Origin of the sequence: Cupriavidus respiraculi (assembly GCF_914271545.1) — a bacterium.
GTDB lineage: Bacteria > Pseudomonadota > Gammaproteobacteria > Burkholderiales > Burkholderiaceae > Cupriavidus > Cupriavidus respiraculi.
Genome location: NZ_CAJZAH010000005.1, coordinates 17,706 through 32,069 on the forward strand (window position 1 = coordinate 17,706; position 14,364 = coordinate 32,069).

The window sequence follows — 14,364 nt, forward strand, 5'->3', positions numbered from 1 at the left end:
GGTTGAGTGCGGCGCGCCCGGCCAGCGGTTCGACTGGTCTACAATCGCGCTTTCGCAAAACAATACTCAGGTCCCGCAGGTGTCTCAAGCCGTATCCCCTTCGCAAGCCCCGCTCGCGGCCGCCGCCGCGCCGGCCGATCCCACGGTCACCATCGAAAGCCTCGATATGGAGGCACGGGGCGTGGGCCGCCTGGTCAACGAGGACGGCACGCCCGGGAAAGTGGTCTTCGTGGAAGGTGCGTTGCCCGGCGAAGTGGTGAGCTACCGCAGCTTTCGCCGCAAGCCCAGTTACGAGCAGGCCCATCTGGTCGAGGTCAAGCAGGCCTCGGTGATGCGGGTGGCGCCGGGATGCCAGCATTTCGGCGTGTGCGGCGGCTGCTCGATGCAGCACCTGGACGCGCGCGCCCAGCTTGCCATCAAGCAACGCATCCTGGAAGACAACCTGTGGCATCTGTCCAAGGTGCGGCCTGACATCGTGTTCCGCCCCATCGCCGGGCCGGATTGGGGATACCGCTATCGCGCGCGGCTGACCGTGCGGCATGTCGCCAAGAAGGGCGGGGTGCTGGTCGGTTTCCACGAACGCAAGAGCAGCTACGTGGCGGACATGACGCGCTGCGAGGTGCTGCCGCCGCACCTTTCCGCGATGCTGGTGCCGCTGCGCGAACTGGTGGGCGGGCTGTCGATCCGCGATCGCATGCCGCAGATCGAGGTGGCCGTCGGCCACGAGGTGACCGCGCTGGTGCTGCGCATCCTGGAGCCCCTCACCGACGCCGACAAGGATCTGCTGCGCGCCTTCGCCGACCGGCATGGGGTGCAGTTCTGGCTGCAGCCCAAGGGCCCCGACACCGTCGCGCCGTTCTATCCGCTGGACGTGGAACTGGCTTACGAATTGCCGGAGTTCGGCATCCGCATGCCGTTCAAGCCGACCGACTTCACGCAGGTCAACCACCAGATCAATCGCGTGCTGATCGGCCGGGCGCTGCGGCTGCTCGATGCCCAGCCCGGCGACCGGCTGCTGGACCTGTTCTGCGGTATCGGCAATTTCACGTTGCCGCTGGCGACCCAGGGACGCGCCGTGGTCGGCATCGAGGGCAGCGAGGCGCTGACCACCCGCGCGCTGGCCAACGCCGAATACAACGGTCTCGCGCACAAGACCGAGTTCGCCTGCCGCAATCTGTTCGAGGTGGGCGCCGAGGACATCGCGGCGCTGGGCCGCTTCGACCGCTGGCTGATCGATCCGCCGCGAGAGGGCGCGCTGGCCGTGTGCAAGGCGCTCGGCGAGCTGGCCGAGCAGGGCAGCGATGTGCTGCCGCGGCGTATCGTCTATGTGTCGTGCAATCCCGCCACCCTGGCGCGCGATGCCGGGCTGCTGGTGCACGAGGCCGGATATCGCCTGACCGGCGCCGGCGTGGTGAACATGTTCCCGCACACGTCGCACGTGGAATCCATCGCCGTCTTCGAGCGGGACTGAGCAGCAAGAGGCGCAAAAAAAAGAGCCAGCTCGCGCTGGCTCTTTTCACATGGGCCGCAGGCCCGGGTGCGTATGGGTCAGTCCCTGTTGCCGCCGAAGATGCCGAGCAGCGCGAGCAGGTTGACGAAGACGTTGTAGACGTCGAGGTAGATCGCCAGCGTCGCCGTGATGTAGTTGGTTTCGCCGCCATTCACCACGCGCTGCACGTCGTACAGCATGTATGCGGAGAAGATACCGATCGCCAGCACCGACACCGTGATCATCAGCGACGGCAGTTGCAGCCAGATATTGGCCACGCTCGCCAGGATCAGCAGGATCACGCCGACGAACAGGAACTTGCCCATGTTCGAGAAATCGCGCTTGCTGACCGTGGCGACGGTCGCCATCGTCGCGAAGATCGCCGCGGTGCCGCCGAAGGCATACATGATCAGCGCCGGGCCGTTGGAGAACTGCAGCACCGAGCCGATCAGCCGGGACAGCATCAGCCCCATGAAGAACGTGAAGGCCAGCAGCAGCACGACGCCCATCGAGCTGTTCTTGGTCTTCTCGATGGCGTAGAAGAAGCCGAAGGCGATGCCGAGGAACAGGATCAGCGACAGGCCGGGGCTGCCCGCCATGAAGCTGAAGCCCGTCGCCACGCCGATCCAGGCGCCCAGCACGGTGGGGATCATGGACAGCGCAAGCAGCCAGTAGGTGTTGCGCAGGACCCGGTTGCGAACGGCGACGGAACCCGCCGTCGTGCTCGCGCTGCCGAAACTATAGGTGTTCAGCTTGTCGTTCATGGTGACTCCTGTGTCGGAAGATGCGGCGCCCCGGTTCTGCCCGGGCATACCCACCGCCAATGTGGCACCGACCAATGGCGATTGCAAGCCCTGGAAGGTAGGGAAAAAATCACATTTCGTTGAAAAAGTGCGCTGTCCCAACGCTGCTTAGTGTGGTTCGGTGGCGAGGCCGTTCCCATGTATTGCACATTTGTAATGTTGGCTCGCCGCTCAGCCCGCGCCGGGCTTCCCGGCGCCGGTCCTGTTCTCGAAAGTCATGCGGTCTCATGCTAGAATCTCGCGTTTCTTCCATTGGTAACCCCTTCATTTTTCGGAGTTTTTATGGCGATCGAACGCACCCTGTCGATTATCAAGCCCGATGCCGTGGCTAAAAATGTCATCGGCCAGATCTATGCCCGTTTCGAAGCCGCTGGCCTGAAGGTCGTGGCCGCCAAGATGGTGCACCTGTCGCGTGGCGAAGCCGAGCAGTTCTACGCCGTGCACAAGGCCCGCCCGTTCTTCAAGGACCTGGTGGACTTCATGGTTTCCGGCCCGGTCATGATCCAGGCGCTGGAAGGCGAGAACGCCATCGCCAAGAACCGCGAACTGATGGGCGCGACCGATCCGAAGAAGGCCGACAAGGGCACCATCCGCGCCGACTTCGCCGACAGCATCGACGCCAACGCCGTGCACGGCTCGGACGCCGCGGAAACGGCCGCCGTCGAAATCGCCTTCTTCTTCCCGGGCATGAACGTTTACTCGCGTTGATTGTCTGGTCTGTCACGCAACACTAGACTGACATCCAAGCGGATACTGCCGTCATGAACGATCTCGTCAACCTGCTCGATCTCGATGCGGACGCGCTCACCGCCTATTGCGGCGAGCTCGGCGAGAAGCCGTTTCGCGCGCGGCAGTTGCAGCGCTGGATCCACCAGTTCGGCGCCAGCCGTTTCGACCAGATGTCGGACCTGGCCAAGTCGTTGCGTGAAAAGCTGGCTACCCGCGCCGAGATCCGCTCGCCGGGCGTCATGGCCGACCACCTGTCGGCCGATGGCACCCGCAAGTGGCTGCTCGACGTGGGCAACGGCAATGCCGTCGAGACGGTATACATCCCCGAAGAAACGCGCGGCACGCTGTGCGTTTCCTCGCAGGCGGGATGCGCGGTCAATTGCCGCTTCTGCTCCACCGGCAAGCAGGGCTTCTCGCGCAACCTGACCACCGGCGAGATCATCGGTCAGCTGTGGATGGCGGAATTCGCCATGCGCGCGCAGCTGGGCCGCGGCCCCAAGGACGACCGCGTCATCTCCAACGTGGTGATGATGGGCATGGGCGAGCCGCTGCTGAACTACGACGCGGTCGTGCCGGCAATGCGCCTGATGCTGGACGACAACGCCTACGGGCTGTCGCGCAGGCGCGTGACGCTGTCCACCTCGGGCGTGGTGCCCATGATGGACCGCCTTGCCAGGGATCTGCCGGTCGCGCTCGCGGTGTCGCTGCACGCGTCGAACGATGCACTGCGCGATGGATTGGTGCCGCTGAACAAGAAATATCCGCTCGCCGAACTGATGGCCGCCTGCCGCCGCTATCTGGAGTTCGCGCCGCGCGACTTCATCACCTTCGAATACTGCATGCTGGACGGTGTCAACGACAGCGTCGAGCATGCGCGGGAACTGTTGAAGCTGGTGGCCGACGTGCCATGCAAGTTCAACCTGATTCCTTTCAATCCCTTCCCGGAGTCGGGGCTGAAGCGATCCAACAACGAGCAGATCCGGCGTTTCGCGCAGGTGTTGCTGGATGCCGGCATCGTCACCACGATCCGCAAGACGCGCGGCGACGATATCGACGCGGCCTGCGGCCAGCTCGCTGCCGAAGGGCGCGTGCAGGACCGCACGCGGCTCGCCCAGCGCGGCAAGTTCGGCAAGATCACGCCGATCGTCGCCGCGCCCGCCGGGGACGAGGCCAAGGCTCGGGAGGCTCGCCCTGCATGATGCGCCTGATTGTGGCGGTCTGTTCCGGGCTGATGCTGCTGTCCGCCTGCCAATTGCCGCACACGCCGGCGCAAGACATCCAGACCGCTTCGGACCAGACCGATGCGCGGCGGCGCGCCAGCATCCGCCTGCAGCTGGCCAGCAGCTATCTGGAGGCCGGACAATACGCGGTGTCGCTGGACGAGGCCAAGCAGGCCATCGCCATTGACCCGTCGCTGGTGGACGCCCACCATGTGAAGGCGTTGGCGTACATGGGCATGAACGAGAACGCGCTGGCCGAAGACAGCTTTCGCACCGCGTTGTCGATGCGGGCCAGCGATGGCGACCTGCTGAACAACTACGGTTGGTTCCTGTGCCAGTCGGGCCGCTATGCCGAAGGCATGGCGACGCTGCGGCGCGCGGTGGCTTCGCCCTCCACAGCGGGGGCCGGCAAGCCGTTAACCAGTCTGGGCGCGTGCCAGTTGCGCGCCGGCGACGCGGTGGCGGCGGAAAAGACGCTGCTTGCCGCGCTCGGTTACGACCGCAACAACCCGGTGGCCAACACGAGCCTTGCGCAACTGTATTACCAGCGGGGCGACTACCCGCAAGCCAGGCAGTACGTCGGACGCGTCAACAGCGGCATCTACGCCAGCGCGCAATCGCTGTGGCTGGGTGCGCGCGTGGCCCGCCGGCAGGGCGATACGGCGGCGCAGAATGCGCTGGTCGCCCGGCTGCGCGAACGGTTTCCCCAGTCGCGCGAGTTGACCGCCTACGAACAAGGAGCATGGGATGAGTGAACACGAGCGCGCCGAGAGCCCGGCCGTCTCGCCGAACCAGGTGGCCGGCAGCCCCGCGGAAGCGGTGGCCCGCGAGATCGGTGCGAGTCTTGCCCGCGAACGCGAGGCGCAGGGATTGTCGCTCGACGACGTCAGCGCTCGCCTGAAGGTGGCGGGCAACAAGCTGGCCGCGATCGAGGCGGGGCGCATCGACGCGCTGCCTGACCTGACGTTCGCCAAGGGCGTGATGCGCGCCTATGCACGCATGCTGCATGCGGACATCGACAATCTGCTCGCCCGCTTCCATGCGCAGGCGATGCCCGCCGTGGATGTCGGCATCCGGCGGCAAGGCACCATCAACGAGAGCTTTGACGACCGTGCGCGCTTCCGCTCCAGCGGCTCATTCCGCTCCAGCGGTTCGAGCGGCTCGGGTGGCCGCTGGGTCTGGCTGGCGCTGATGGCGGCGGTGGTGTGCGCCGGCGCGCTGTTCGGCGTGGACCATATCAAGCAATGGATCGACGCCCAGCGCGAAGGGTTTGCCACCTCCGCCCCGGCCGACGAGACGACCGCGACGACCACCGAGTCGGGCACCGTGGTGGCGCCGCTGCCGCAGGTGATGGCGGGCGCCGATGCGTCGGCACCGTCCGAGTCGCCCGCCATCGGCGCGACGGCGACCACCGGCACGACCGGCACCACCGAAACGCCGCTCGCGGCGCCCCTCGGTGGCGCTTCCGCGCCCGTGGGCACGGTGGCTCCCGCCGCTTCCGCGCCGGTGGCCGCTCCCGCCGTTGCCACGGCGCCGGCCGCCAGCGGCGACGTGCGCCTGCGCTTCGTCGCCGAAACGTGGTACGAGGTGCGCGACAGCAGCGGCAAGGTCGTGATCGGCGGCACCGCCAAGGCGGGCGACGAAATCGCAGGCACCGGCACGCCCCCCTACAAGGTCGTGATCGGCAACGTCAAGGGCGTCGAATCGATGACCCGTGGCGGCGCGCCGGTCGACGTGCAGGCGGCCAACCGTAACAACGTGGCGCGCCTGACGCTGCCTTGAGCGAAGCTCGGCGGCGCAGGTGCAATGCAAGGTGGTAACGCTATGAACCAACAGGACGGCTCGCCGGTACTGCCCGGCTCGATGCCGCGCCGCCAGACCCGGCAGGCGCGGGTGGCGTGGGGCGACAACATCGTCACCATCGGCGGCGACGCGCCGGTGCGCGTGCAGTCGATGACCAACACCGACACGGTCGACGCCATCGGCACCGCGATCCAGGTCAAGGAACTGGCGCGCGCCGGCTCGGAGATCGTGCGGATCACGGTCAATACGCCGGAAGCCGCCGCGGCGGTGCCGGGCATCCGCGAGCAGCTCGACCGCATGGGCGTGAACGTGCCGCTGGTCGGCGACTTCCACTACAACGGCCACAAGCTGCTGCAGGACTATCCCGAGTGCGCGCAGGCGCTGTCCAAGTACCGGATCAATCCGGGCAACGTGGGGCAGGGCGCCAAGCGCGACACGCAGTTCGCGCAGATGATCGAACTGGCCTGCCGCTACGACAAGCCGGTGCGCATCGGCGTGAACTGGGGCAGCCTGGACCAGGCGCTGCTGGCGCGCGTGATGGACGAGAATGCGCAGCGGCCCCAACCGTGGCCGGCGCAGAGCGTGATGGTGGAGGCGCTGATCACCTCGGCCATCGAGTCCGCGCGCAAGGCCGAGGAGATCGGACTGGCGGGCAACCAGATCATCCTGTCGTGCAAGGTGTCGCAGGTGCAGGAGCTGATCGCGGTCTACCGCGAGCTCGCGCGCCGCTGCGATTACGCGCTGCACCTGGGCCTGACCGAGGCCGGCATGGGCAGCAAGGGCATCGTCGCTTCGACCGCGGCGCTGTCGGTGCTGCTGCAGGAAGGCATCGGCGATACCATCCGCATCTCGCTGACGCCGGAGCCCGGCGCCCCGCGTGAGAAGGAGGTCTATGTCGGGCAGGAAATCCTGCAGACCATGGGCCTGCGCAACTTCACGCCGATGGTGATCGCGTGTCCCGGTTGCGGACGCACCACCAGCACGGTGTTCCAGGAGCTGGCGGCCAGCATCCAGGCCTATCTGCGCGAGCAGATGCCGGTCTGGAAGACCGCCTATCCGGGAGTCGAGGAAATGGACGTGGCCGTGATGGGCTGCATCGTCAACGGTCCCGGCGAGAGCAAGCACGCCAATATCGGCATCTCGCTGCCGGGCTCGGGCGAGTCGCCCGCCGCGCCGGTGTTCGTCGACGGCGTCAAGGTCCGGACCCTGCGGGGCGACCGGATCGCCGAGGAATTCCAGGCCATCGTCGACGACTACGTGCGCACGCACTACGGCAAGGACGCCAAGCCTGCCGCGCCGGCGGCCTGAGCCGAACGAATCGCGCTCGCGCGAGCATATTGAGAACAATGAACCAGACCGAGAAAGCGGCGCCCGGCGATGGCGCCAAGCCTGAAGAAAAGAGCAAGCCGGCCAAGGCGCTGCAGGGTGTGAAGGGCATGAACGACATGCTGCCCGCCGACGCGCCGCTGTGGGAGCATTTCGAGAGTGCCGCGCGCGCGATGCTGCGCGCCTATGGCTACCAGCAGATCCGCACGCCCATCGTCGAGCACACGCAGCTGTTCGTGCGCGGCATCGGCGAGGTGACCGATATCGTCGAGAAGGAGATGTACTCCTTTACCGACGCGCTCAACGGCGAGCAGCTCACGCTGCGCCCGGAGGGCACCGCGGCCGCGGTGCGCGCCACCATCGAGCACAACCTGCTGTACGACGGTCCGAAGCGCCTGTGGTACACCGGCCCGATGTTCCGCCACGAGCGCCCGCAGCGCGGCCGCTACCGCCAGTTCCACCAGCTTGGCGCCGAGGCGCTCGGCTTCGCCGGTCCCGATGTGGATGCCGAGATCATCCTGATGTGCCAGCGGCTGTGGGACGACCTGGGCCTGACCGGCGTGCGGCTGGAGCTCAATTCGCTGGGGCAGGCGCACGAGCGCGCCGCCCATCGCGAGGAACTGATCAAGTACCTGGAAGGCTTCCAGGACATCCTGGACGAGGACGGCAAGCGCCGGCTCTACACCAACCCGCTGCGCGTGCTGGACACCAAGAATCCCGCGCTGCAGGAGATGGCCGCCAACGCCCCCAAGCTGATCGACTTCCTCGGCGAGGAATCGCTGGCCCATTTCGACGGCGTGCAGCGCCTGCTGAAGGCCAACAATATTCCGTTCAAGATCAATCCGCGCCTGGTGCGCGGGCTGGACTACTACAACCTGACGGTGTTCGAGTGGATCACCGACAAGCTCGGCGCGCAGGGCACCATCGCCGGCGGCGGCCGCTATGACCCGCTGATCGCGCAGATGGGCGGCAAGCCGGCGCCCGCCTGCGGCTGGGCCATGGGCATCGAGCGGATCATCGAACTGCTGCGCGAGGAAAAGCTGGCGCCGCAGGCCGAGGGCTGCGACGTGTACCTGGTGCACCAGGGCGAAGCCGCCGCGCAGCAGGCGATGGTCGTGGCCGAGCGCCTGCGCGATGCCGGCCTGGACGTGGTGCTGCATGCCACCCCGGACGGCAAGAGCGGCAGCTTCAAGTCGCAGATGAAGAAGGCGGACGCCAGCGGCGCGGCCTATGCCGTTATCATCGGCGACCAGGAAGTGGAGGGCGGCGTGGCACAGGTGAAGGATCTGCGCCAGGCGGCGGGCGGCGAGACCAACAACCAGGTCACCGTGCCGGCCGATGTGCTGGTCGACTACGTCATCGACGCCATGGTCGGCGCCAGCGAATGAGCGCATACCGCTCGAACGCCTGATCGCAGCAACGGGGCGGCGCTGGCCGGCTCCGGCAGTTCAAGGGGCCGCCAGCGGGCGGCCTTGCCCATAACGGAAACGACAACGGAACGCGGGTGGATCCCTCGACATGGCTTACGATCTAGAAGAACAGGAACAGCTCGAGAACATCAAGGCATGGTGGCGCCAGTACGGCAACTTCCTGACCTGGCTCCTGATCGCCTGCCTGCTGGCATTCGCGGCATGGAACGGCTGGAACTACTGGCAGCGCAAGCAGGCCGGCGAGGCGGCGCTGCTGTACGAGCAGGTGATGAAGGCGGCCGAGAGCCGCGACGTCGAACGCACCAAGCGCGCGGCCGGCGACCTGGAGCAGAAGTTCGGCAAGACCGCCTATGGCCAGATGTCCGCCATGGTCGCGGCCAAGGTGCTCTATGACGCGGGCGATCTGGCCGGCGCCAAGAGTCATCTGCAGTGGGCCGTCGAGCATGGCGACGGCGAATACGTGCATCTGGCGCGCGTGCGCCTGGCCGGCATCCTGCTGGACGAGAAGGCGTACGACCAGGGCCTGGCGCTGCTCAAGGACGAGCCGCCCGCACCGTTCGTGTCGCTGTACGCCGACCGGCGCGGCGATCTGCTCGCCGCCCAGGACAAGCGCGAGGAAGCGCGCGCGGCCTATCAGAAGGCGCTCGACAAGATGAGCGCCGGCGATGCGTCGATGCGCCAGATCATCCAGTTCAAGCTCGACGCGCTCGGCACGGCATAATCCGCACACCCGAACCGGCCAGTCCGCCGCTCCGTCCGCCCTTCGGTGAAGGGGCGGCCCGAGGTGGCGGATTTTCGCTTCACCATTTTCAGGAACGACAAGCACATGACGTCCATGCATTACGGAGCCGCCCGGATTTCGCGCCATGGCGGATTTGCAGGTGCCCTGACGGCCGCGGCCTGCGCGGCCCTGCTGGCAGGCTGCTCGCTGTTCGGCAAGGCCGACAAGCATCCGCCCAACGAACTGAAGCCGTTTACGCAGACGCTGTCGATCAAGCAGGCGTGGAGCGCCAGCGTCGGCAAGAGCGGGCCCTACTCCCTGCAGCCGGTCGCGGTGGGCGACAAGGTCTACACGTCGTCCAATGGCGGCAACGTGCTGGCGCTGGACGGCGCCACGGGCCGTACGGTGTGGCAGGCGAAGACCGATGTGGACCTGACCTCCGGCCCCGGCAGCGACGGCACGGTCACCGCGGTGGCCGGCGAGAAGGGCGCGGTGTTCGCCTTCGACGGCAGCGGCAAGCAGCTGTGGAAGAAGCAGGTCAACGGCGAGGTGCTGTCGGCCCCGCTGGTGGGCAACGGGCTGGTCGTGGTCCGCACCACCGATACCCGGGTGATGGGCCTGGATGCGCAGACCGGCGAGCGCCGCTGGATCTACCAGCGTTCGCAGACGCCGCTGAATCTGCGCGCCGCAATGGGCATGGTGTTCGCCGGCGACGGCATCGTGATGGGCTTCCCGGGGGGCAAGCTCGGCGTGCTGGCTCCTTCCAACGGCGTGTTGCGCTGGGAAAGCACGATCTCGTATCCGAAGGGCGTGTCCGAGATCGAGCGGCTCAACGACGTGACGGGCCTGCCCATGGTCAACGGCCGCCAGGTCTGTGCCACCACCTTCCAGGGCCGCATCGCGTGCCTGGAACTGGCCAACGGCCAGCCGCAGTGGGGCAAGGAATTCTCGTCGCCGACCGGCCCGACGCAGGACGACACCTCGCTGTTCGCGGGCGACGAGCGTTCGGTACTATATGCATTCGACCGCTCGAACGGGACCGAACGCTGGCGCAACGACCAGCTGCTGAACCGGCGCCTGGGCGTGCCGCTGGCCCTGGGCCGTTCCGTGGTGGTAGGCGACTTCGAGGGCTATGTCCACTTCCTGTCGCGCGAGGACGGGCAGTTCCTCGCGCGCGTCAAGGCCGACGGCAGCGCCATCACCGCCGCGCCCGTGGTATCGGGCCAGACCATGGTGGTCCAGAGCCGCGACGGCGATATCTACGGTTTCCGGCCGGAATAAGGCCGGACCGACAACCAACCGGCATCCAGCCGCGCACCTGTCGGCGCGGCGGACGTCCAACCCGGCAGCATGATCGTCGCGATCGTGCGGGTGAATACGGAAGGGGCGACGCACCCTTTCACCCGACAGGATTGCCGGCCGGCAGCGCAGCGCGCGCCGGCCCTCGGACCAACGTGACTCCGGAGTTGTTGGGGGCGGCGCCAGCCGGCCCCCATTTCCGCTTATTGCATGAAACCAGTGATCGCAATCGTCGGCCGCCCCAATGTGGGCAAGTCGACGCTATTCAACCGCCTGACCCGCTCGCGCGACGCTCTCGTCGCGGACCTGCCGGGCCTGACGCGTGACCGCCACTATGGCGAGGGACGCATCGGGGAGCGGCCCTTCATCGCCATCGATACCGGTGGCTTCGAGCCGGTGGCCAAGGAAGGCATCGTCGCCGAGATGGCCAAGCAGACGCGCCAGGCGGTGGTCGAGGCCGACGTCGTCATCTTCATCGTCGATGGCCGCCTCGGGCTTGCGCCGCAGGACGAGGTCATCGCCGACTACCTGCGCAAGACCGGCCGCCGCGTGATGCTGGCGGTCAACAAGGCCGAGGGGATGAAGTACACCACGGTCACGGCGGACTTCTACGAGCTGGGCATGGGCGATCCCTATGTCATCTCGGCCGCCCATGGCGATGGCGTGCGCGAACTGGTGGACGAGGCGCTGGACCTGGCCGTGCAGGAGCGGCCGGAGCTGGCCGAGCCCGAGGACGAGAATCGCCGTGGCGTGAAGATCGCCATCGTGGGCCGGCCCAACGTGGGCAAGTCCACGCTGGTCAACACGCTGATCGGCGAGGAGCGCGTGATTGCGTTCGACATGCCGGGCACCACGCGCGATGCCATTTATGTCGAGTTCGAGCGCGGCGGCAAGCCGTACACGCTGATCGACACCGCCGGCCTGCGCAAGCGGGGCAAGGTCTTCGAGGCCATCGAGAAATTCTCGGTGGTCAAGACGCTGCAGTCGATCGCCGACGCCAATGTCGTCGTGCTGCTGCTGGACGCCCAGCAGGATGTCTCCGAACAGGACGCCCATATCGCGGGCTTCATCGTGGAGTCGGGCAGGGCGCTGGTGGTGGGCGTGAACAAGTGGGATGGGCTGGACGGACATGCGCGCGACCGGATCAAGCACGATCTGGAGCGCAAGCTGAAGTTTCTCGAGTTCGCAAACTTCCACTTTATTTCGGCGCGCGAGCGCACCGGCATCGGCGCGCTGCTGCGCTCCGTCGACGATGCCTTCGCCGCGGCGATGCGCAAGCTGCCGACCCCGCAACTGACGCGCGTGCTGGAGGAGGCGGTCACCTTCCAGCAACCGCGCCGCACGGGTGCGACTCGGCCCAAGATGCGCTATGCCCACCAGGGCGGCTCGAACCCGCCGATCATCGTCGTGCACGGCAATTCGCTGTCCGGGGTGCCCGAGACTTACCGGCGCTACCTGGAAGGGCGTTTCCGCGCCGCCTTCAACCTGAAGGGCACGCCGTTGCGAATCGAATTTCGCACGAACAAAAACCCGTATGCCGACTCGAAAGACTGAGTCAGAAGGCAAGTCTGCGGGGCGCTTGCCCGGGCAAGTTTCGTTTGCGTTCGTTTGGAACTGCGGCTAAATTCACGATAGCAGGGAGGCCCTGCGAGTTGATGCCGGCTTGGTACCGTTTTGACTTTTTTCTGGCGCGTTTTTGTGCCGACTTACTTGAAATCGGGGACTTCGGTCCCCATCATCCATCACTAAATCTATAAATTTGGAGTGTGCCATGAGCAACAAAGGGCAATTGCTACAAGACCCGTTTCTGAACGCGCTGCGCAAGGAGCACGTGCCGGTTTCCATCTACCTCGTCAATGGCATCAAGCTGCAAGGCAATATCGAATCGTTCGACCAGTACGTCGTCCTGTTGCGCAACACGGTGACCCAGATGGTCTACAAGCATGCAATCTCCACTGTGGTTCCGGCACGCGCGGTCAACTTCCGCGTGGACGATACCGCCGAGGGCTGATCGCTCCCCGGGGCCGCGCCGGCGCGCGGCCAGCGCATTCGACGGCCGCCTCAGCACCGGACACGCTGGCGCGGCCGCTTTCACGAGCACGATCCCCTGTCCACCCCTGTCATCCGTTTCTCACGCCGGTCCGCCGGCCCCCGGCCGCTCCATTGGCCGCCCTTGCACGGGCAGGCCACGCAGGCAGCGAGACCCCTCGCCGGGCAGGCCATGATGCCGCCCCGCACACCGATCGTCGTTATCCGCGTCTTCGACGCGCCAAGGTAAATTCCACGCTTGCAAGCTAGACCCACCTCCAATTCCGAGCCTTCCCGCGCCGTTCTCGTCGGCGTCGATTTCGGCAAGCACGATTTTCAGGAAAGCCTGAGCGAGCTTGCCTTGCTGACGTCCACGGCCGGTTCCATGCCCGTGCACACGCTGACGGGCAAGCGGTCGCGTCCCGACCCGGCGCTGTTCATCGGTTCCGGCAAGGCCGCGGAACTGAAGGAAGCGGCCGACGCGCTGGATGCCGACATCGTCGTCTTCAACCATGCCCTCAGTCCGGCGCAGCAGCGGAATCTGGAGCGCTTCCTGCAGCGGCACGTGATCGACCGCACCGGCCTGATCCTCGATATCTTCGGGCAGCGCGCGCAGAGCCATGTCGGCAAGGTGCAGGTCGAGCTGGCGCAGGTCCAGTACCAGGCTTCGCGGCTGGTCCGCGCCTGGAGCCACCTGGAGCGGCAGAAGGGCGGTATCGGCATGCGCGGCGGCCCTGGCGAGCGCCAGCTCGAGCTGGACCGCCGGATGCTCGACGAGCGCGCCAAGCGGCTGAAGTCGGACCTGTCGCGCCTGCAGCGGCAGCACACCACGCAGCGGCGCGCCCGTTCGCGCAACGACACGCTCAGCATCTCGCTGGTTGGCTATACCAATGCCGGCAAGTCGACACTGTTCAACGCGCTGACCAAGGCGCGCGCCTACGCGGCGGACCAGTTGTTCGCCACGCTCGATACGACCTCGCGCCGGCTGTATCTGGACGGCCTGGGCAATGTGGTGCTGTCCGATACGGTCGGCTTCATCCGCGACCTGCCCACGCAACTGGTGGCGGCGTTCCGCGCCACGCTCGAGGAAACCGTTCACGCCGACCTGCTGCTGCATGTGGTGGACGCCTCCAGTCCCGTGCGGCACGAGCAGATCGAGCAGGTCAATCGCGTGCTGGCCGAGATCGACGCGGACGATATTCCGCAGATCGTCGTGATGAACAAGATCGACGCCGCGCCCGAACTGCTCGAGCAGGGCCCGCGCATCGAGCGCAACGAGGACGGCGTGCCGACCCGCGTCTATATCAGCGCGCGCGACGGCATCGGACTCGATGCGCTGCGCGAGGCCATCGTCGACGTGGCCCGCTGGCTGGCGGAGCGCCCACCCGAACCCGAACTTCCCGATGCGCGCCTGGTCGACCCGGCCGTGCGTCAGGATGGGTCGGTGGACCCCGCGCCGGACGACTCGCAGGCCACCGACGCTCCCTGACAGGCCGGCGGCCAATCGCCGCCGGTT

General features: G+C 66.7%; 13 protein-coding genes. 12 read left to right on the forward strand and 1 reads right to left on the reverse strand.

Going from position 1 to position 14,364, the window contains the following annotated elements; translation table 11 throughout:
- Positions 1-166: 166 nt before the first annotated feature.
- Positions 167-1,471: a 23S rRNA (uracil(1939)-C(5))-methyltransferase RlmD gene (rlmD, locus tag LDO27_RS19930; RefSeq protein WP_233472471.1), complete on the forward strand. Its 1,305-nt coding sequence runs from the start codon at positions 167-169 to the stop codon at positions 1,469-1,471.
- 77 nt (positions 1,472-1,548) lie between these two features.
- On the opposite strand, the gene LDO27_RS19935 is transcribed toward rlmD, so the two are convergent.
- The gene (locus LDO27_RS19935; protein ID WP_222203659.1) at positions 1,549-2,253 is read right to left on the reverse strand and encodes a Bax inhibitor-1/YccA family protein; all 705 of its coding nucleotides are present in this window, start codon (positions 2,251-2,253) and stop codon (positions 1,549-1,551) included.
- A gap of 321 nt (positions 2,254-2,574) precedes the next feature.
- On the opposite strand from LDO27_RS19935, the gene ndk reads away from it, so the two are divergent.
- The 11 genes from ndk (at position 2,575) to hflX (ending at position 14,337) form a co-directional block, all read left to right on the forward strand.
- Complete coding sequence (gene ndk, locus LDO27_RS19940; RefSeq protein ID WP_222203658.1) at positions 2,575-3,000, forward strand: nucleoside-diphosphate kinase; 426 nt, start codon at positions 2,575-2,577, stop codon at positions 2,998-3,000.
- 53 nt (positions 3,001-3,053) lie between these two features.
- Positions 3,054-4,220, forward strand: coding sequence for a 23S rRNA (adenine(2503)-C(2))-methyltransferase RlmN (gene rlmN, locus LDO27_RS19945; protein ID WP_222203657.1), 1,167 nt, complete (start codon positions 3,054-3,056; stop codon positions 4,218-4,220).
- A complete protein-coding gene (gene pilW, locus LDO27_RS19950; protein WP_222203656.1) occupies positions 4,217-4,996 on the forward strand; it encodes a type IV pilus biogenesis/stability protein PilW in 780 nt (259 codons plus the stop codon). The genes rlmN and pilW overlap by 4 nt, the downstream gene beginning before the upstream one ends.
- Positions 4,989-6,023, forward strand: coding sequence for a RodZ domain-containing protein (locus LDO27_RS19955; protein ID WP_222203653.1), 1,035 nt, complete (start codon positions 4,989-4,991; stop codon positions 6,021-6,023). Before pilW ends, LDO27_RS19955 begins: the two co-directional genes overlap by 8 nt.
- A gap of 42 nt (positions 6,024-6,065) precedes the next feature.
- Positions 6,066-7,352 (forward strand): flavodoxin-dependent (E)-4-hydroxy-3-methylbut-2-enyl-diphosphate synthase, encoded by a 1,287-nt coding sequence (ispG, locus tag LDO27_RS19960; protein WP_224043635.1) that lies wholly within the window; start codon positions 6,066-6,068, stop codon positions 7,350-7,352.
- Between the two features lie 38 nt (positions 7,353-7,390).
- Entirely contained in the window at positions 7,391-8,758 is a 1,368-nt protein-coding gene (gene hisS / locus LDO27_RS19965) for a histidine--tRNA ligase (protein WP_224043636.1), read from the forward strand.
- Between the two features lie 130 nt (positions 8,759-8,888).
- Positions 8,889-9,521 carry a YfgM family protein gene (locus LDO27_RS19970; protein WP_222203645.1) on the forward strand — a complete coding sequence of 211 codons (633 nt, stop codon included), beginning with the start codon at positions 8,889-8,891 and terminating at the stop codon, positions 9,519-9,521.
- 105 nt (positions 9,522-9,626) lie between these two features.
- Entirely contained in the window at positions 9,627-10,802 is a 1,176-nt protein-coding gene (bamB, locus tag LDO27_RS19975) for an outer membrane protein assembly factor BamB (RefSeq protein ID WP_224043638.1), read from the forward strand.
- A gap of 228 nt (positions 10,803-11,030) precedes the next feature.
- Positions 11,031-12,374 (forward strand): ribosome biogenesis GTPase Der, encoded by a 1,344-nt coding sequence (gene der / locus LDO27_RS19980; RefSeq protein ID WP_222203641.1) that lies wholly within the window; start codon positions 11,031-11,033, stop codon positions 12,372-12,374.
- A 217-nt stretch (positions 12,375-12,591) separates the two neighbouring features.
- Complete coding sequence (gene hfq, locus LDO27_RS19985) at positions 12,592-12,831, forward strand: RNA chaperone Hfq (protein WP_017229727.1); 240 nt, start codon at positions 12,592-12,594, stop codon at positions 12,829-12,831.
- A 276-nt stretch (positions 12,832-13,107) separates the two neighbouring features.
- A complete protein-coding gene (gene hflX, locus LDO27_RS19990) occupies positions 13,108-14,337 on the forward strand; it encodes a GTPase HflX (protein ID WP_224043639.1) in 1,230 nt (409 codons plus the stop codon).
- Positions 14,338-14,364: the final 27 nt, after the last annotated feature.